General features: G+C 72.0%; 20 protein-coding genes and 1 tRNA gene. 6 read left to right on the top strand and 15 right to left on the bottom strand.

Features of this window, described 5'->3' with window-relative positions; all coding sequences use genetic code 11:
• Window positions 1–254 precede the first annotated feature (254 nt).
• From AC5WAM_RS18915 to AC5WAM_RS18870, 10 genes are all read right to left on the bottom strand, one after another.
• A complete protein-coding gene (locus AC5WAM_RS18915; protein ID WP_495523237.1) occupies window positions 255–620 on the bottom strand; it encodes an STAS domain-containing protein in 366 nt (121 codons plus the stop codon).
• 186 nt (window positions 621–806) lie between these two features.
• The gene (locus AC5WAM_RS18910; protein WP_495523236.1) at window positions 807–1,538 is read right to left on the bottom strand and encodes an ANTAR domain-containing protein; all 732 of its coding nucleotides are present in this window, start codon (window positions 1,536–1,538) and stop codon (window positions 807–809) included.
• A 76-nt stretch (window positions 1,539–1,614) separates the two neighbouring features.
• Window positions 1,615–2,358 (bottom strand): ANTAR domain-containing protein, encoded by a 744-nt coding sequence (locus tag AC5WAM_RS18905; protein ID WP_495523235.1) that lies wholly within the window; start codon window positions 2,356–2,358, stop codon window positions 1,615–1,617.
• Window positions 2,359–2,605: 247 nt separating this feature from the next.
• A complete protein-coding gene (locus AC5WAM_RS18900; RefSeq protein ID WP_495523234.1) occupies window positions 2,606–4,054 on the bottom strand; it encodes a PP2C family protein-serine/threonine phosphatase in 1,449 nt (482 codons plus the stop codon).
• 56 nt (window positions 4,055–4,110) lie between these two features.
• A complete protein-coding gene (locus AC5WAM_RS18895) occupies window positions 4,111–4,752 on the bottom strand; it encodes a hypothetical protein (RefSeq protein ID WP_495523233.1) in 642 nt (213 codons plus the stop codon).
• The gene (locus AC5WAM_RS18890; protein ID WP_495523232.1) at window positions 4,749–5,237 is read right to left on the bottom strand and encodes an STAS domain-containing protein; all 489 of its coding nucleotides are present in this window, start codon (window positions 5,235–5,237) and stop codon (window positions 4,749–4,751) included. Before AC5WAM_RS18890 ends, AC5WAM_RS18895 begins: the two co-directional genes overlap by 4 nt.
• A 5-nt stretch (window positions 5,238–5,242) precedes the next feature.
• Complete coding sequence (locus AC5WAM_RS18885) at window positions 5,243–5,593, bottom strand: DUF5994 family protein (protein ID WP_495523231.1); 351 nt, start codon at window positions 5,591–5,593, stop codon at window positions 5,243–5,245.
• 95 nt (window positions 5,594–5,688) lie between these two features.
• Window positions 5,689–6,702 (bottom strand): acyl-CoA desaturase, encoded by a 1,014-nt coding sequence (locus AC5WAM_RS18880; protein ID WP_495523230.1) that lies wholly within the window; start codon window positions 6,700–6,702, stop codon window positions 5,689–5,691.
• A 386-nt stretch (window positions 6,703–7,088) separates the two neighbouring features.
• A complete protein-coding gene (locus AC5WAM_RS18875; RefSeq protein WP_495523229.1) occupies window positions 7,089–7,367 on the bottom strand; it encodes a hypothetical protein in 279 nt (92 codons plus the stop codon).
• A 6-nt stretch (window positions 7,368–7,373) separates the two neighbouring features.
• Window positions 7,374–7,949: a DUF5994 family protein gene (locus tag AC5WAM_RS18870; protein WP_495523228.1), complete on the bottom strand. Its 576-nt coding sequence runs from the start codon at window positions 7,947–7,949 to the stop codon at window positions 7,374–7,376.
• A gap of 291 nt (window positions 7,950–8,240) precedes the next feature.
• Here AC5WAM_RS18870 and AC5WAM_RS18865 point away from each other — a divergent pair, with 291 nt between their 5' ends.
• Together AC5WAM_RS18865 and AC5WAM_RS18860 are read left to right on the top strand one after the other, a co-directional pair.
• A complete protein-coding gene (locus AC5WAM_RS18865) occupies window positions 8,241–8,369 on the top strand; it encodes a hypothetical protein (RefSeq protein ID WP_495523227.1) in 129 nt (42 codons plus the stop codon).
• Entirely contained in the window at window positions 8,366–8,836 is a 471-nt protein-coding gene (locus AC5WAM_RS18860; protein WP_495523226.1) for a DUF5994 family protein, read from the top strand. Before AC5WAM_RS18865 ends, AC5WAM_RS18860 begins: the two co-directional genes overlap by 4 nt.
• Before the next feature lie 145 nt (window positions 8,837–8,981).
• Here the strand turns inward: AC5WAM_RS18860 and AC5WAM_RS18855 are convergent.
• Window positions 8,982–9,055: transfer RNA gene (locus tag AC5WAM_RS18855), tRNA-Pro, on the bottom strand.
• A 109-nt stretch (window positions 9,056–9,164) separates the two neighbouring features.
• Window positions 9,165–10,100 (bottom strand): metallophosphoesterase, encoded by a 936-nt coding sequence (locus tag AC5WAM_RS18850; protein ID WP_366792160.1) that lies wholly within the window; start codon window positions 10,098–10,100, stop codon window positions 9,165–9,167.
• A gap of 131 nt (window positions 10,101–10,231) precedes the next feature.
• Here AC5WAM_RS18850 and AC5WAM_RS18845 point away from each other — a divergent pair, with 131 nt between their 5' ends.
• Entirely contained in the window at window positions 10,232–10,699 is a 468-nt protein-coding gene (locus tag AC5WAM_RS18845) for a GatB/YqeY domain-containing protein (RefSeq protein WP_495523225.1), read from the top strand.
• Window positions 10,700–11,302: 603 nt separating this feature from the next.
• On the opposite strand, the gene AC5WAM_RS18840 is transcribed toward AC5WAM_RS18845, so the two are convergent.
• A complete protein-coding gene (locus AC5WAM_RS18840) occupies window positions 11,303–13,597 on the bottom strand; it encodes a transglycosylase domain-containing protein (protein ID WP_495523224.1) in 2,295 nt (764 codons plus the stop codon).
• Between the two features lie 439 nt (window positions 13,598–14,036).
• On the opposite strand from AC5WAM_RS18840, the gene AC5WAM_RS18835 reads away from it, so the two are divergent.
• Window positions 14,037–14,381, top strand: a complete 345-nt coding sequence (locus tag AC5WAM_RS18835; RefSeq protein WP_171075821.1) for a WhiB family transcriptional regulator — start codon at window positions 14,037–14,039, stop codon at window positions 14,379–14,381.
• Between the two features lie 140 nt (window positions 14,382–14,521).
• Here the strand turns inward: AC5WAM_RS18835 and bagB are convergent, their stop codons facing one another.
• Entirely contained in the window at window positions 14,522–15,907 is a 1,386-nt protein-coding gene (gene bagB / locus AC5WAM_RS18830) for an ATPase BagB (RefSeq protein WP_366792163.1), read from the bottom strand.
• A 49-nt stretch (window positions 15,908–15,956) separates the two neighbouring features.
• Window positions 15,957–16,931, bottom strand: coding sequence for an ATPase BagA (gene bagA / locus AC5WAM_RS18825; protein WP_366792164.1), 975 nt, complete (start codon window positions 16,929–16,931; stop codon window positions 15,957–15,959).
• An 82-nt stretch (window positions 16,932–17,013) separates the two neighbouring features.
• Between bagA and sp36 the strand changes: the two genes are divergently transcribed.
• A complete protein-coding gene (gene sp36 / locus AC5WAM_RS18820; protein WP_003975360.1) occupies window positions 17,014–17,175 on the top strand; it encodes a Sp36 family protein in 162 nt (53 codons plus the stop codon).
• Entirely contained in the window at window positions 17,172–17,636 is a 465-nt protein-coding gene (locus AC5WAM_RS18815; protein ID WP_366792165.1) for a RidA family protein, read from the top strand. The genes sp36 and AC5WAM_RS18815 overlap by 4 nt, the downstream gene beginning before the upstream one ends.
• Window positions 17,637–17,685 lie beyond the last annotated feature (49 nt).

The following is a 17,685-nucleotide window of genomic DNA, read 5'->3' as shown; positions in this document are numbered from 1 at the left end:
GCTGTTCCGATTGGTCCTTGGCAGTGCGGAAACGGCCTTGGGAGTGGGGTGGCGCCTAGGAGGCATGGTGGGGACTGCCGTGTGCCCGGCCTGCGGACCCACTCCCCATGGGGCCGCGGCCGGGTTGCCTCGACCGGCGCGCTGGGTACCCCTGAAGAACCAGCGGACGGGAGGCGCACAGTCGACCAGGGACCGGGGCCGCGTGGTGAGCCTAGCTGTGCCGGGGCAGTGAGCCCAGAGGGATTTCGCGTCAGTCAGGCCGCAGTCTGCAGTGGTATGGGCGCGGGCAGCTCGCTCAGGATCTCAAAGTCCAGGCGTAGCCGTGGATGGTGGAGCAGGTGGAGGATTGCGCACCCGGTGCAGATCAGGCGTAGGCGTCCGTGTCGGCCGCTGGACCTGGCTCGGGCGCGGTTGAGGAGCCGTACGCCGGCGCAGTCCATGAAGTCGACGGGGCGCAGGTCGATCAGCAGGTCGGTGTCATTGGCGTGGGTGAGGTCGTCGAGGAATTCGATGATGCCGGGGGCGGTGTCGATGTCGATTTCGCCGCACAGGACCACCAGGGTGCAGTCTCCGTGAGGGCGGACTTCCTTGTCGCAGATCACTGCAGGGGGCGGGGTCATGGTGACCCTCTTCTCCGGGGTAGATGTGCGTGGAACTGGACCAACGGGATCTGAGTCGGCGATTCAGGGTAGCGGGCTGGGCCGTCCTGCTGACCGGTTGTGCCGAAGTACTGCGGGCGTGACGGCTCCACTGCTACAGGGGCGCTGGGCCGGGCATCTGACGGTGGGCTGCCCGGCAGGGCGCTGTCACTGGACAGGTCTGGGTGTGCCGTCTCCGTTGTCGTCCAGGCGCAGTCGGCGGGCCAGTACGTCGCGGGCGACGTCCAGCAGGGGCCGGTCGTGGCTGAAGGCGTAGCCGCGCAGGCGGATCAGGGCGTGGTCGCAGTCGGTGTCCAGTTGGTCGGCGAGCATGCCGGTGGCCTGGTGGACCTCGGCGAAGTGGAGGCCGGGCTCGTCGAGGAGCGGAGTGTGGGGCAGCTCTGCCTGGGCGGCGGTGGCGATGGTGATCTGGGCGATGGTGTCGGCCAGGCCGAAGGCATCGGTGAGCTGGCCGGTGGACATCGGTCCTGGCCGGGTGCGGTGGCCGGTGAGCGCGCCGAGCGCGATGACCCCGATGCGCAGCGGGAAGGAGAACACCGCGCGTACGCCCAGCGCTTCGATGGCGCCCGCCAGGCCGGGCCAGCGGTCGGTGGCGAAGCCGGAGGTGTCGGCCATGTCGGGCACCAGCATCAGGGCCCCGTGGCGGGCGGCGTCCAGGCTCGGCCCCTGGCCCTGGACCTGCTGCAGGTCTTCCAGCGCGAGGGTGCGCTCACCGAAGGACTGCACCAGTTCGGCCTGGCCGCCTCCCGGGGCAAGGAGCAGGCCGAGGCCGTCAAGGCCCAGCATGTCGGTGCAGGCCGCGAGCGGCAGTGGTGCCAGGCCGGGGCCGGTGTGGGAGCTGAGGGTGCGCAGGTAGTCGGCCATCACCGGATGGGTCACCGAAGCCGCCCCCTTTCGGACACAGTGCGGATCATCCGGCGGCCGGCCCACCAGTCAGCACCGATGGGCCGACGCTTCACCGATCGCGCCGCGTGAGGAGAGAGGCGTCGGCCGTGCCTTGCAGGACCTGGCGGGCGATCTCGGTGAGCCGCGTCTGGTGATCGCGCGCGTAGCGGCGCATGAGGGTGAACGCCTCCTCGACACCAATATTGCGGCGGTTCGCCAGGTAGCCCTTGGCCTGCTCGATGATGATGCGGCTGTCCAGGGCGGTCTGCAGTTGTGCGGTCACTGTCATCTGCTCACTCACCGCCCGCTGTTGCAGCACACCGATGGTGGCGGTGTCGGCCAGCGCCTGCCCCAGCCGCAGCTGGGGTTGGTCCAGAGGTCCGGGCTGGTCCCGGAAGAGGTTGAGGGCCCCGATGACCTGATCGTGCAGCCGGAGAGGTGCCGCCACGACCGAGGTGAAGCCGGCTTCCACGGCCCGCGGCGCGAACCGGGGCCAGCGCATCGCGGCTGCCTGCGTCGCCAGCGGTACGTCAGACACCTGCTCCCTGGTTCGGAAGCAGTCCCGGCAGGGGCCCTCGTCCCACTCGATGCTGGCCAGCTCCAGCTGGCGGGTGCGCTCGTCCGAGGCGGCAGCGTCCACCAGCTGGCCACCGGGGGTGGCGAGCAGGACTCCGGCCGCCGCGACATCCAACAGGTCCACGCAGTGCTCGGCGAGCGTGTGCAGGAAGCCGATGACGTCGAAGTCCTGCACCAACGTGTCGGCGAGGTCGACGAACGCCGTCGCCAACTGCTCCTCGCGCGGCAGTTCAGGCATGCCCCACCCACCTCCAAGAGTGATCCGGGGACACCTTCCCACAGGGTGCTGTCTCCTGTTGCCACCCAGTCTCGTCCCCATCACGCGCCTTGAGCAGGGCGCCTGTGAAGTGCCGCGCCCCGACATAGCCGGAAACCGGCCGGGGGCTCCCGCGCCGTTCTCGGTGCTCCGGTACACCGGTCCAGCCGCGGGACCGGACCGACCGAGCGGCGGGCGGCAGCACTCGACGTCCGTCTTGCGATCTGCCTCACGTCACCGGTGCGCGTGCTCCTGTGCCCTGACGGCTCTCGACGGCAGGGAAGGGGACGCTGGTGTGGGTGGTGCCCGATGCGCCGCTGGGTGGCCCGTGGACTTCCAGGGGTGTGGCGCTGAGGGCCAGGAGGGCCACGTCGTCCGCCGGGCCGTCGGGGAAGGTGGCAAGGAGCGTGGTGAGGTCGTCGATGATCGCGGCCGCGCCGGGCGCCGTGCTGGTGGCCGCGTGGTGGGTGAGGTGCGCGGCCAGGCTCTCCTCGTCGAACCGGGCACCGTGGGAGGTGCGGGACGCGATGAGGCCGTCGCTGTAGAGCAGGAGCGCCTCGCCCGGTGCCAGGCGCAATGTCCGGGAGACGAACGGTGCCTCGGCGAGTGCGCCCAGGAGCATGCCGCCAGTCAGCTCCATCGGTTCCGCACGGGGCCGCCGTCCCCGGCGTGCCGGGCGCAGGTGGTACGCGGCAGGGTGGCCGCCCCCGGTCAGAGCGATGGTGAACCCGCCCGCAGGGTCGGGGGCCAGGGTGCCGAAGATCAGTGTGCACAGGTGGACGTCGGCGGCCCGGTCCGGGAGGAGGGCCGTGTTCAGTGTCTCCAGGACGGCGCGCGGGTCGGTCTCCAGCGGTGCCGTGGCACGCAGGGTGTGGCGGATCAGCGAGGTGAGGGAGGCCGCCGTCGTGCCTCGGCCGCTCACGTCACCGAGGCAGAACGCCCACCGGTCGGCGCCGAGGGGAAAGACGTCGTAGAAGTCACCGCCGATGTCGTGGACGGAGGCGGTGGCGTAGTGGCAGGCCGCCTGCAGGCCCGGCACCTGGGGCAGGGCCGGCGGCAGCAGGGTGCTCTGCAGGGCCGCGGCGAACTCGGCGGCCTTGGCCCGGTCCTGCTCGGCCCGCTCGCGTGCCGAGTTGGCGGCCTCCAGCAGTTCGCGTTCCCTGCGCAGCATGCGCAACGCGGAAAGGCGCAGCTCCAGCTGGTCCATGACCAGCGCTGCCAGGTCGGTCAGGGCGGCGGCACGCTCGGGTGTGATCCGGCGGGGCCGGATGTCCAGGACGTCGACCGCGCCGAGGCGGTGGCCGTCTGGAGTGGTGATGGGGGCGGCAGCGTAGAAACGGACACCGGCCGGGCCGGTCACCATCGGGTGCGCGCGGGCGAGAGCATCGTGGTGGGTGTCACGGATCACCAGGGGGGCGTCGGAGAGGACGACCGAGGTGCTCAGGCACGCATCCCGGCTGGCCTGGGTGACACCGTCGAGCCCGTACGCGGCCTTGAACCAGACCCGGTCGGTGTCGACGATCGTCACCGTCGCCATCGGCGCCCCGAGGAGACGCGCGGCCAGCGCGGCGATCCGGTCGAACGCCCCGTCCGGCGGGGTGTCCAGGATGTCGTAACGGCGTACCGCCTCGATACGCCGCGCCTCCCGTTCCCGATCTCGCTCAGGGGACGACTCCATGCCTCCCGTCCTGTTCGTCGTCCGGCTTGCTCCCGCGCCTTTCCGTCTGGTTCTGGTTACTCGGGCCGCTGCGTACGGGCGTTGTGCGCGAGGCCGTCCGGACGGCCCGCCGCGCGTTCGCCCAGGGGCAGCACCAAGGCGCGCAGCATCACGGGATCGGAGGGCCTGCGGACCTGTCCGATGTCCTCCCACCCCCACGCTTGGAAGGCGGCGTGGACCGTGCGGTCGGCCTGGTCCACCAAGGTGGCGCCGAGCGAGGCGTGGTGGTCGGCGAGCAGCCGCGTCTGCAACAGCCGGGCGAGACCGGCTGTGCGCTCGTGCGGGTGGACCACGATCTGCGTGATGGCGAAGGCGTGCCCGGAGGAGGTCAGCTGCTCGACGGACCTGGGGAGGTCACCCTCGAAGCCGCGCCACCAGGTCCCGTCGCGCGCGATGGGGAAGCCGAAGGCACAGCCCGCCAGGGCGGTCGTCTCGGCGAGCAGCATCGAGAAGCCCGGTCGTCGTACGGAGTCCGCGAGGCGGTGCAGGAAGTCTTCCCTGCGGCGGTAGGTCTCGCCGGTCGCGGTGTCCGAGGACTCGACGTACAGATCCGCCAGGTCCTCCCGGAGCGTCTCGGCCTGCCAGCGGTTCAGGCAGCGCAGGCGCACCGCATCCAGGGCGGAGCGCTCGTGGCCCGGTCCGGAGCCTGCGGCCGTCATCGCGCACCTGCCGACGACAGGGGCGCGGGCCGCCGCGCGGTGGGAGCGCCCCCGGCGGGGCTCGCCGGACGGCCGTTCAGCAGGAAGGCGCAGCCGGTGAGGGCGAGGATCCTCCGTAGCGAGGGCGGTGGGTGGTGCAGCCGAAGGGCGCCGCCTGCCGTGGTGGCCTGCACGGAAGCGTGCAGGAAGGCGTTGAGCCCGCTCATGTCGCAGAAGGTGACGGCCGTCAGGTCGATGTCGATCGTGCACGTCCCCCCGTACAGGCACTCCCGCAGGGACGCGCTGACCAAAGGCGCCGTCTCAAGGTCGATCTCACCGGCCAGGGTGATCAGCGCCCGGCTGCGCTCGTCGAGCCGGTGGACGTTCAGATGGGGCAGGGACATGGCGCCTCCGATCCGCGAGACCGGCCGGGGTGGGTGAGGGTACATGCGGGCCGCCACGGTCACGAGGGGCAGGGCGGTGACGGCGGGCAGGACCGTGGCCATGGCGGCTACGTCGCCACGGCGGATGCCATGAGCGGTTCGGCGTCCGCTGGGTCGATCTCCGGTGGCACGACGAGCAGGTCCCATCGGCCACGGCCCGGGGTGAGCAGGCAGATGCTGTGGCGGCCGTGCGCGCCGGACGTTCTGTGCAGGCGTACGACTCGGTTGGCGATGAGTACACGGCCGGGCGCGGTGGCCCACATCGACGCGTGCACGCTGACGGCGGCGATGTGCCCCCAGGACGGTGGCAAGGCTGCCAAGAGCGGCGGAAGTTCGACCATCAGGTCTCGGGAGCGGGGCCACCAGGCGCCGTCGATGCGGCGCGGGATCGCTTCGCGGGGCATCACGCGCAGACGCACGGCGGGTTTAACCGGAAGGGGGAGGTCTGGGGGGTGTGCGGTTGAGGTCATGAGGGCTCCTGTTCGGGGCGAGGCGGTCGGTTTGCGCAGTGCGTTCATGAACGGCGGGTGGCGAGGCGGTCCGGGGTGGGCCAGCGCACGTCGTGCACCCAGCCGAGGCGTTCGAGGAGGCGGATCACGGCGGCGGAGGGGTCGATCTGGCCGCGGTCCACGCCGTGGCGGGCGCTGGTGGGGTCGGCGTGGTGGAGGTTGTGCCAGCTCTCGCCGAAGGAGAGCAGGGCCAGGGGCCACAGGTTGGTGGCCCGGTCGTGGCGCCGGGTGCGGAAGGGGCGCCGACCGATCATGTGGCACAGGGAGTTGACGCTCCAGGTCACGTGGTGGAGCAGGGCGATGCGCACCAGCCCCGCCCATACCAGGGCGGTGGTGGCGTGGACCCAGGTACCGCCGATCGCCCAGCCGAGCGCGAAGGGGAGGGCCAGGGTGAGGACGCACAGGGCCGGGAAGGCTCGGGAGATCGCGCGGATGTCACGGTCGGCCAGCAGGTCGGGGGCGAAGCGCTCGGCTGGAGTGCGGTCGTTGCGGAACAGCCAGCCGACGTGGGAGTGGGCGAGGCCGCGCAACTGGCCGCGCAGGCGGGTGCCGTAGCGGTAGGGGGAGTGCGGGTCGCCGGGACGGTCGGTGAAGGCGTGGTGGCGGCGGTGCGTGGCGACCCAGCCGATGACGTCACCCTGAAAGCTCATCGACCCGGCCACCGCGAGCACGATCCGCACGGGCCGGACGGCCCGGTATCCGCCGTGGGTGAGGCCGCGGTGGAAGCCGACCGTGACGCCCAGGCCGGTGAGCGTGTAGAGGACGAGGGCGAGCAGGACGTCGGCGGGGCGGATGAGGCTTCCCCACAGCAGCCAGGCGGCCAGGCCGAGCGCCAGGAACGGGAGCACGACGATCGTCGCCGTCACGGTCACGTACAGGCGGTCGCCGGGGCCGCGTGGCGGCGGCGGGGCCTCGGCGGGGAAGGGGGCCGTCCCGTCGTACGCCTGGGATGAGGTGAGGGCGGGTGGCGGGGCGGCGGCTTGCGAACAGGCGGTACTGCCGGTGGTGCTGGGGGACATGCAAGGCTCCTTGACCTCGATCCGGAGGGGGCGGGCCGGGGTCCGGGGCCAGCGGGTGCGCGAGGGGCGACCCAGGGGTCAGGTCGTTTCGTCGGCGTGAGTGCGCCGTGCCTGTGAGCGGCTGTCGGCGAGCCAGGACCTGGGTGCCGGTTCCGGCTGCCGGGCGCGCAGGGTGTCCACCGTCAAGTGGAGGCGAGTGCCGCATCCCTCGCCGCCCGCGGGGTAGCTGCGGGGTTCGTCGCAGACGAGTACCCGGCTCAGGGCCTGTGCAACCAGCCGTGCCGCGTCGGGGTCGGCCGAGACTATGCGGACCTCGACGCGCCCGTCGGCCGACTGCTTCTGCGGGCTCGGCCCGGCGGGGCAGCGCTCAGTCGTCACGTGCCCGGTCATGTCCTTCGCCCCTTCGTGGCCCTGTTGGCCTTGCGCCGTGGGCGGAGGCGTCCGCGGCCCCCGTCCCGGTGGTCGCGGCGGGCGCGGACGGCGGGCGGAGGGGCGGTGCCGGGTCGCGGCCACGCGGGGCCGCGGGTTCCGCGGCGTCCGGTGAGGCGACCGCTGTACTGGTACAGCGTGATCCGGTCGGCGTGCTGGTCGTTGAGGCGGTGGATCACGAATGCTCCCAGGGTGACCAGCGTGAGGATGACGGCGAAGGTGAGGCCGGTGTCCATGGCCCGTCACCTCCCGCCGACCGCGCCGACAGGTGGTGCGGCCATGGCGCCGCCCTCCGCCTCCCACGCCTCTGCCTGCGTGCGGCCCGGCGGGTCCGCCTCGGCCGGGGCCGCGGGATGGCGGCCAAGGTCGTCGGCGATCAGAGCGCTGCCCGTACGGACGATCCGGGGATCGCAGGCAGCGGCCATGAGCCGCGCGGCGGCCGCCGCGCCGGTCTCCGGGGGGATGATCAGCAGGTCCCAGCGCCCGACGTGGTAGGAGAGCACCAGGAGTTGGTGCGGGTCCTGCTCGTCCTTGTACCAGCCCACCTTGACCACGTGGCCGTTGACGGGCACCTTGCGCGGTACGACCGGCCAGTGCGTCGGGTTGACCGTGACGCGCGTGATGCGGCCCCACAGCGGGTCCAACAGGTCGGTCAGAGCGGGAAGTTCACGAGTGAGGTCGCGCGAGCGCGGCCACCAGGCGCCGTCGAGCAGCCCGGAGGGCGGGCCCAGCGGCCTGAGGGACAGGCGCAACGGCGGGTGGTTGGAAGGCTCGGCGATCGGTGTGGCTGGCGGGGGTCGTGCGGTGAGCACCGTCATGGTGTCGACCCGTCCCCGGACCTGTCGTGCCGGCCCGGTGCTGTTGAACCGAGAGAGATACCGGCATGGAAGTCGGTCGAGGGATGCTCTCGGTACTACACAGCGTACTCCTGCGGCAGCCCCGACCGCGACTGCCTGGCCGTTACCTTCTGAGCGCCCCCGCGCCTGTCCGGAAGCACAGTGGCTGGGAGTAGCCTGGTGGTGCCGAGGGCTCTGCGTACACGGGCTCCGACACCCGTGTCACTCTCGGTGAGTCACCGGACCGGCTCCGCGCGGCGGCGAGGTCACGCCATGGCCACGAACACGTACTGCCTCAAGAACGCATCCGCCAACGGCCACTCATTGAAGGCGGGTTGGACCGCGGTCGAGCAGGGCCCGCAGCGCATGGTGCCGCGTCCAGAAGCGGACGGCACGCCATGACCACCGACCCATCGCCTCCCGTGACGCTCCTTGAGGACACCCAGACCCATCAGGCGGCCCCCGGCGCGGCCGTACTGAGGATGGAGACGACGCCCCGCCGTGACGGGACCTTCGACGGCGCGTGGTGGCCGCGCTCCCGAGACCTCGAAACCCAGCTGCCCGGCCTGATCCGCGCGCTGACCGAACGCCTCGGCCCCCTCGCCCGCATCGGCCTGGACGCGAGCGCCTGGGACGCGCACACGCGCCACGTGGTCGTCGACGGTCACATGGTCCGCATCGACTGGTCCGCCGTCGAGGACAGCACGATGCTGATCACTCGCGGACGGCAGGACATTTTCTCCTTCTTGATGCTCCCGCCGCAGGCCGATGCCTCCGCTGCGCGCGCCGCCATGGCCATGGCCGTACAGGACGGCAACAGCGCATCGGCCGCGGAGATCCTGACGGCCACCGGAATCACTTCCGCTTGAGGGGGCCTCCGGAGAGGCTCTCTCTGCGGCTCCCTGGGAGCCGGATTTCGAAGTCGGCTCCCCAATGGCTCCCAACATGGCCCCGGGAACCACTCAGGGGCCTGACCCGCGATGCGGATCAGGCCCCTGAGCTGGTGTTTCTCTGTCGGGGTGGCGGGATTTGAACCCACGACCTCTTCGTCCCGAACGAAGCGCGCTGCCAAGCTGCGCCACACCCCGATGTCGATGCTCCGCTTCCTGTCAGCTCTGCTGTGCAGGTCGCGGCGACATCGATTACTTTAGCGGACCGGCGGCCGGAGACGAAATCCGGTTTTCCGGAGGGCGTGGGTCAGGCGTGTGCGGGGCGCTCCGTGAGGGTCAGGAGCGTGGCCTCGGGCGGGCAGGCGAAGCGCAGCGGGGTGTAGCGGTTGGCGCCGCAGCCGGCGGAGACGTGGAGGTAGGAGGTGTGGCCTCCGGCCTCGTGCGTGGAGAGGCCCTTCACGCGGTCCGTGTCCAGGTCGCAGTTGGTGACGAGGGCCCCGTAGAAGGGGATGCAGAGCTGGCCGCCGTGGGTGTGGCCCGCGAGGACCAGCGGGTAGCCGTCGGCGGTGAAGGCGTCCAGGGAGCGGAGGTAGGGGGCGTGCACGACGGCCATCGAGAAGTCGGCGCCGGTGTCGGGGCCGCCCGCGACCTGCTCGTACCGGTCCCGCTTGATGTGCGGGTCGTCCAGGCCGGTGAGCGCGATCTCGTAGCCGTCGATCTTGAGGGTGCCCCGGGTGTTCGTGAGGTTGACCCAGCCCGCGGCGTCGAAGCCGTCGCGCAGGTCCTCCCAGTCGATGTGGACGACGCCCACCGCGGGCGGGTTGCCGTTCAGGCCGTGGCGGCCCTGGACCTTCTCGAGCAAGTACCGGGCGGGGTTGCGGGGTTTGGGCCCGTAGTAGTCGTTCGAGCCGAAGACGTACGCCCCGGGGAAGGCCATCAGCGGGCCCAGTGAGTCCAGGACCTCGGGGATGCCCTCCGGGTCCGACAGGTTGTCACCCGTGTTGATCACGAAGTCGGGGCGCAGGCCCGCGAGCGAGCGCAGCCAGCGCTGCTTCTTTCGCTGCCCGGACACCATGTGGATGTCCGAGACCTGGAGCACGCGCAGCGGTCGCATTCCCGGCGGCAGTACGGGAACCGTCACCCGCCTCAACCGGAACATGCGGGTCTCGATGCCCACGGAGTAGGCGATTCCGGCCGCGGCCGTCGCCGTGATTCCCAGAGGTACTGCGTATCGCGCGCGCATGCCTCCATCGTGTCAGACCCGGTGCGTCCCGTCGGTGGCGAGGGCCCGGGGAGGGCGGGCCGGAGACGGGCCCGGACCGCCGCCCGGAAATGAAGGGGCCGACCGCGCTGCCCACCTGCCACAATTGCCCCATGACCACGCTCAAGTCGAAGCTTCAGGCCGACCTCAACGCCGCGATCAAGGGGCGCGACGAGCTGCGCTCCTCGACGCTGCGGATGACGCTCGCCGCCGTGACGAAGGAAGAGGTCGCGGGCAAGGAGAAGCGCGAGCTCTCCGACGACGAGGTGCAGAAGGTGATCACCCGCGAGGCGAAGAAGCGCCGTGAGGCGGCCGACGCCTTCGCCCAGGGCAACCGCCCCGAGCAGGCCGAGCGCGAGCGCGCCGAGGGCGAGGTCCTCGCGGAGTACCTGCCCAAGCAGCTCTCCGACGACGACCTGGAGCGGATCGTCGCCGAGGCCGTCGCCGAGGCGAAGGCCGCGGGCGCCGAGGGCCCCAGGGCCATGGGCCAGGTCATGAAGATCGTGAACCCGAAGGTGGCGGGCCAGGCCGAGGGCGGCCGCGTCGCCGCCACGGTCAAGCGCCTCCTCGCGTCCGGCTGACCCCGCCTCGGGCGGGCGGCCCCTGCCCTTCGCGGGCGGCGGCCCCTGCCCCGGGCTGCCCCCGCCCCGGGCTCCCCCCCCAGTCGCGGGCGGCTGACCCTGCCCCGCGCGGGCAGCGGCCCCACCTCGGGCAGCGGCCCCACCTCGGGCAGCGGCCCCACCTCGGGCGGCGCCCCGCCTCCGGCGGCGGGCCCCGCCTCACACGGGCGGCAGCCCCCACCCCGTTCGGGCGGCGGCCCCTGCTTCGGGTGGTCCCCGCCTCGGGTAGCCCCCACCTCCGGCGGTGAGCCCCGCCCCACCACGGGCGGCCCCCCCGGCCCCCGGCGGCGAGCCCCGCCCCTCACGGGCGGCGGCCCCCCACCCCGTTCGGGCGGCGGCCCCCGCCTCGGGTAGCCCCCGCCTCCGGCGGCGAGCCCCGCCCCACCGCGGGCGGCCGCCCCCACCTCCGGCAGCGGGCCCCACCCCCACCGGCGGCAGCCCCCACTCCCTTAGGGCGGCCGCCCCCCCCGCCCCTCCCAGCCCGCACAACACGGAAGCGGCCCCCGAGCCAGAGCCCAGGGGCCGCCCCCGTCAACGTATGGCCCGGCGCGGGCCGCGTCGGTCTCAGTCGCGGTCGCGTCGCCCGCCGTCGCCCCAGCCACCGCCGTCGCCCCAACCGCCCGGGCCGTCGCCGCCATTGCCGTTGCCGCCGTTGTCGTTGCCGCCGATGACGTCCGGCGGCAGGGAGATGTCCGGCCAGGGGCTCCCGCCGTTGCCGTCCCCCGGCTTGCCGTCGTCACCGCCGTCGCCGCCGTCGCCGCCGTCGCCGTTCCCGGCGCCGTCGTGGTCGTCGCGGTCCCGGTCGCCCGGCAGCCGGACCGTGTCGAAGCGCGGGTCGGGCTTGCCCGTGAGGGCGCCGCTCATGGCGTCGCGCCAGATCGGTCCCGGCACCTCGCCACCGAAGACCTTGCCGTAGCCGCGGCCGCCGATGGAGATGTCGATCATCTTGCGCTCGTGGGCCGGGTCGCCGACCCAGACCGCGCCCGACATGTTCGGGGTGTAGCCCGCGAACCAGGCCGCGTACCGGTAGTCGGTCGTACCCGTCTTGCCCGCGCTGTCGCGCGAGCCGAGGCCCGCCTGCTTGCCGGTGCCGTCCTCGACGACGCCCTTCAGGAGGGTGTTGATCGTGTCGGCGGTCCGCTCCGACATGGCCCGCGAGCACGTCGACTTCGGCACCGGAAGGGACTTGCCCGCGATCGTGCTGATCGACTCGATGGCGATCGGCGTGCAGTACCTGCCGCGCGCCGCGAACGTCGCGTACGCGCTGGCCATCGTCAGCGGCGACACCTCCTGGGTGCCGAGCGCGACCGACGGGGCCTGGTCCATCGGCTTGCCGTTGGCCCGCTGGACGCCCATCTTCCCGGCCATCTCGGTGACCGGGCAGATGCCGAGGTCGCCGATCATCTGCACGAAGTAGGTGTTGACCGACTTCGCGGTGGCCTCCCGCAGCCGGTAGGGGCCGACCTCGGACTCGTTCTCGTTGGTGAGCTTCTGGTTGCCGGTGTTGCGCCACGTCTTGCCGTCGCAGGCCGCGACGCTCGACGGGTACGGCATCTCGTACGGGGCCGAGTAGCGCTTGCCCGGTGACATGCCGCGCTCCAGGGCGGCGGCGGCCACGATCGGCTTGAACGTCGAACCGGGCTGGTAGCCCGCGCCGCCGCCCATCGCGTCGTCCACGGACAGATTGATCTCGGTCTCGTTCTTGCCGTAGCCGAAGGGGCGCGACTGGCCCATGCCGAGGATCTTGCCGGTGCCCGGCTCGACGATGGTCGCGGCGGTCGCCACCTCGTCGGTCCGGTAGACGTGATCCTTGATCGAGGACTGCACCGAACGCTGGGTCTGCGGGTCGAGGGTGGTCCGGATCCGCAGGCCGCCGCGGTTCCAGAGCTTGGCCCTGGCCTCCTTGGTCCTGCCGAACGTCGGGTCGTTCTTGAAGACCTTCTCGACGTACTTGCAGAAGAACCCGGCGCCCTTCACGGCGGTGATGCAGCCGTTCTTGGGGCGGCTCACGTCCAGACCGAGCCGGGTCTCCTTGGCGCGGTCGGCCTCGGCCTGCGAGATGTCGTGGGTGTCGGCCATGCGCTGGAGCACGACGTTGCGCCGCTGCTTGGCCTCGGTCGCGTCGTTCACCGGGTCGTAGCGGCTCGGGGACTGCACGATGCCCGCGAGCAGCGCGGCCTCCTGGAGCTTCAGGTCCTTGGCGGGCTTGGAGAAGTACCGCTGGGACGCGGCCTCGACGCCGTACGCGGCCTGACCGAAGTACGTGATGTTCAGGTAGTTCTTGAGGATCCGCTTCTTGCCGAGCTCCTCCTCGACCTGGATCGCGTACTTCAGCTCGCGGATCTTGCGGCCGAGCGTCTGCTGGGTGGCCTCGGCTACCTTCGCGGGGTCGTCGCCGGCCTCCTCCACGAAGACGTTCTTCACGTACTGCTGCGTGAGCGTCGAGGCGCCCTGGGAGACGCCGCCGCTCTGCGCGTTCTGGTTCAGCGCGCGCAGGATGCCCTTGAGGTCCACCGCGCCGTGCTCGTAGAACCGCGCGTCCTCGATGGCGACGATCGCCTTCTGCATGTACGGGGAGATCCGCTTCAGCGGGACCACGGTGCGGTCGCGCGAGTACACGGTGGCGATGGGGCCGCCCGCGGAGTCCAGGATGGTCGTGCGCTGGCTCAGCGGCGGCTGCTTCAGGTTCGCCGGGATCTCGTCGAAGCCCTCGACCGATCCCTTGGCCGCGAGCCCGATCACTCCCGCGGCGGGCAGCGCGATCCCGGCGAGCACCGCGCCCGCGAGCACGCTGACGCCCAGGAACTTGGCGGTCTGCTGCGCAGGGGACAGACCACCGCCCGATCGCTTGTTTCCCATGGGGGGCAGCCTACGTTCTGATTCGCCGGACAGGCGTATATGCCTTGGCCTAAGCTGCTCTCAGCTGTCACAGCAGTGCGGTCCCGCACCACGTTCTACGTCGGCCTTTCCCCGTGCGTTCAGCGTTGGTCGAATGCGGCGCGGTTACCGCCCGTATACGGCCGGTCCGGCGGAACCCCCTCCGGATCCGCCTCATGCGTCGTCCCGTGTCCGCTGTGACTCAACTGAACTGCCCGTGTTTGCCGGGTTGGTCACGCATGTCGCCAGCTCACTCCGTCGGGTGATCTGCCGCTTACGCATAGTCCGTTCGGGCCATTCAAGATTGGGCCCGAAGGGGGTGTTGCGCTGTGCCCACCTTCCGTAACGTCCTCAACTGGCGGCGGTGAATATGCCGCTGCCGCCGTGGGGGAGCCTCGATTCGGGAGAGGACGGCGCCGGTATGGGCTGGGTAACCGACTGGAGTGCGCAGGCCGCCTGCCGCACTACCGATCCGGATGAACTGTTCGTACAAGGAGCAGCGCAGAACAGGGCCAAGGCGGTGTGCACCGGCTGCCCGGTGCGGACCGAGTGCCTGGCCGACGCGCTGGACAACCGCGTCGAGTTCGGCGTGTGGGGCGGAATGACGGAGCGGGAGCGCCGTGCGCTGCTGCGCAGGCGCCCCACCGTCACCTCGTGGCGCAGGCTCCTGGAGACAGCGCGCTCCGAGTACGAGCGCGGCGCGGGCCTGCTGCCCGTGGACTTGGACGACGAGGAGACGTACGAGAGCTACGCGGCCGTGGGCTGACGCCACGTCACGCGTCACGCGAATCAGCTGACCGGCTCCCAGGGGGCCGCCTCGCTCGGGCGGCCCCGGAGCCGTGCCGGGCCACCAGTGCCTCAGAGCTGCCGTCCAGGTGCCTTCGGGCCGCGGTCAGGGCGCCGGGATCACGCCGCCCCGGCGGGTCCCGCGGTGCCGTGCGCCGCCGCGAGCTGCTCGCCGATGGCGCGCAGGCCCGCGAGGTCGTGCACGTCACCCGGCAGCGCGGCCACCTCGGCCACCGCCACCTCCGGGTGGAGCGCGGTGAAGCGGTCACGCGTGTGCTGCTCCCGGGCGATCAGCCGCATCCGCTCCGCGTGCAGCCGCAGCAGGCCCGCGGTGAGCCGCTCGACGGCGGGGTCGGCGGACGCGCCGACGGCCGACGGCGCGGCGGCGCCGGACGGGGCCGGTCCGGGTGCTGGTGCGGGCTCGGGCCCTTCGGACGGGGTGCCGGTGGATGCTGAACTGCCGGGGGCCTCAGAAGAAGGGGGAGCCGCTGAGGCGGGGGTCTCGGAGGAGGGAGCCTCAGAGGAGCTACGCCCTCCAACCTTCCCGTCCTCCTGATCCACAATGCCGCGCTCCTCAAGATTTTCGGCGGCCGCGAGCGCCCGCTCCGCCGAGAGGCCGGCCGCTCCGCTGCCGTGCACGCGGTTCAGCACGAGACCGGCCAGCGGCATGTCGTCCGCCGCGAGCCGCTCCACGAAGTACGCCGCCTCCCGCAGCGCGTCCCGCTCCGGCGACGCCACCACGAGGAACGCCGTGCCCGGCGCCTGGAGCAGCCGGTAGGTGGCGTCGGCGCGCTTGCGGAAGCCGCCGAACATCGTGTCCATCGCGGCGACGAAGGTCTGTACGTCCCGCAGCAGCTGGCCGCCGAGCAGCTTGCCCAGGGCGCCCGTCATCATCGACATGCCGACGTTCAGGAACTTCATCCCGGCCCGGCCGCCCACCTTCGCCGGGGCCATCAGGAGCCGGATCAGCTTGCCGTCGAGGAAGGAGCCGAGCCGCTTGGGCGCGTCCAGGAAGTCCAGGGCCGAGCGCGAGGGTGGCGTGTCCACGACGATCAGGTCCCAGTCGTCCCGGGCCCGCAGCTGCCCCAGCTTCTCCATCGCCATGTACTCCTGCGTGCCCGCGAAGCCCGCCGAGAGCGACTGGTAGAAGGGGTTGGACAGGATCGCCTTCGCGCGCTCCTTGTCCGCGTGCGCCTCGACGATCTCGTCGAAGGTGCGCTTCATGTCGAGCATCATGGCGCACAGCTCGCCCTCGCCCTTGATGTCCTCCACGCGCCGGGGCACGTTGTCCAGCGAGTCGATCCCCATGGACTGCGCGAGGCGGCGGGCGGGGTCGATCGTCAACACCACGACGGAGCGCCCCCGTTCGGCGGCGCGCAGCCCCAGGGCCGCCGCCGTCGTGGTCTTGCCGACGCCCCCCGAGCCGCAGCACACCACGATGCGCGTCCTGCGGTCGTCGAGCAGCGCGTCTACGTCGAGCGGGTCACGTGCCGGATCGAGGCTCATGGGTTCCTTGGCTTCCGGGAGTGTGCTTCCGGTCGGGGTGGGCGGGAGGTCACGCGACCCCCTGCCGGCGCAGCTCCTTGGCGAGTTCGTACAGGCCCGCCAGGTCCATTCCGTCGGCCAGCAGCGGCAGTTCGTGCCGGGGCAGGTCGAGACCGGCGAGGACGGCGCGCTGGGAGGCCTCCAGGGCGTGCCGCGCGGCGTACTCGGCGGCCTGGTCCAGGAGCGGGTCCACGAGCCGCCCGGCGGCGCCGCGGGCCCCGCCGAGCCCCGCGGCCGCGAGGGACTTCGCGAGGGCGGCGCGGGGGGTGCGCTCCAGGCCGAGGTCGAGCGCGGCCTCGTCGAGGAGCGCCGGGCGCACCATGTTCACGATCACGCGGCCCACGGGCAGGCCCGCGGCGCGCAGCTCGGCGATGCCGTCGGCGGTCTCCTGAACGGGCATCTCCTCCAGGAGCGTCACCAAGTGCACTTCCGTCTCGGGGGACTTGAGGACGCGCATCACGGCCTGGGCCTGGTTGTGTATCGGGCCGATCTTGGCGAGCCCGGCGACCTCGTCGTTCACGTTCAGGAAGCGCGTGATGCGGCCGGTGGGCGGCGCATCCATGATCACGCAGTCGTACGCGTACCGCCCGTTCTTGTCCTTGCGGCGGACGGCCTCGCAGGCCTTGCCGGTGAGGAGCACGTCCCGCAGGCCCGGCGCGACCGTCGTCGCGAAGTCCACGGCGCCGAGCTTCTTCAGGGCGCGGCCCGCGCCGCCGAGTTTGTAGAACATCTGGAGGTAGTCGAGCAGCGCCAGTTCCGCGTCGATGGCCAGGGCGTACACCTCCCCGCCGCCGGGGGCCACGGCGATCTTCCGCTCCTCGTACGGAAGCGCTTCCGTCTCGAAGAGCTGCGCTATGCCCTGTCTGCCCTCGACCTCCACGAGGAGGGTGCGTCTGCCCTCGGTCGCGAGGGCGAGCGCGAGGGCCGCGGCGACCGTGGTCTTGCCGGTACCGCCCTTGCCGCTGACGACCTGGAGCCTGCTCACGTCTTCGAGCCTAACCAGTCCCCTCGCGGGCTACGCATGAGGCTGTCCATAGCAGGCCGGTCCCAGGCATTACAGTCGCCGTATGACCAAGTGGGAATACGCAACCGTGCCGCTGCTCGTCCATGCCACGAAGCAGATCCTGGACACCTGGGGCGAGGACGGCTGGGAGCTCGTCCAGGTCGTCCCGGGGCCGAACAACCCGGAGCAGCTGGTGGCCTATCTGAAGCGCGAGAAGCAGGCATGAGCACGGTAGAGGCGAAGCTGGCGGAGCTCGGGCACACGCTGCCCGAGGTCGTTCCGCCGCTCGCGGCCTACCAGCCGGCCGTGCGGTCGGGGGTGTACGTGTACACCGCCGGGCAGCTGCCCATGGTGGAGGGCAAGCTGCCCGTCACCGGCAAGGTCGGCGCCGAGGTCACGCCCGAGGAGGCCAAGGACCTGGCGCGGCTGTGCGCGCTCAACGCCCTGGCGGCCGTGAAGTCCGTCGCGGGCGACCTGGACCGGATCGCCCGGGTCGTGAAGGTCACCGGCTTCGTCGCCTCGGCCCCCGACTTCACCGGCCAGCCCGGTGTGCTCAACGGCGCGAGCGAGCTGCTCGGCGCGGCCCTCGGCGACGCGGGCGTGCACGCGCGCAGCGCGGTGGGCGTGGCGGTGCTCCCGCTGGACGCCCCGGTGGAGGTCGAGATCCAGGTCGAGCTCAAGCCGTAGCACCACGGGTGGCCGGGCGGCGGCCCCGCCCCGCCCGCCCACCCGCCCC

Source organism: Streptomyces sp. JLYT201, from assembly GCF_059448825.1.
Note: the sequence above shows the minus strand (reverse complement) of the source record. Positions and strands in the feature narration are given on the sequence as shown.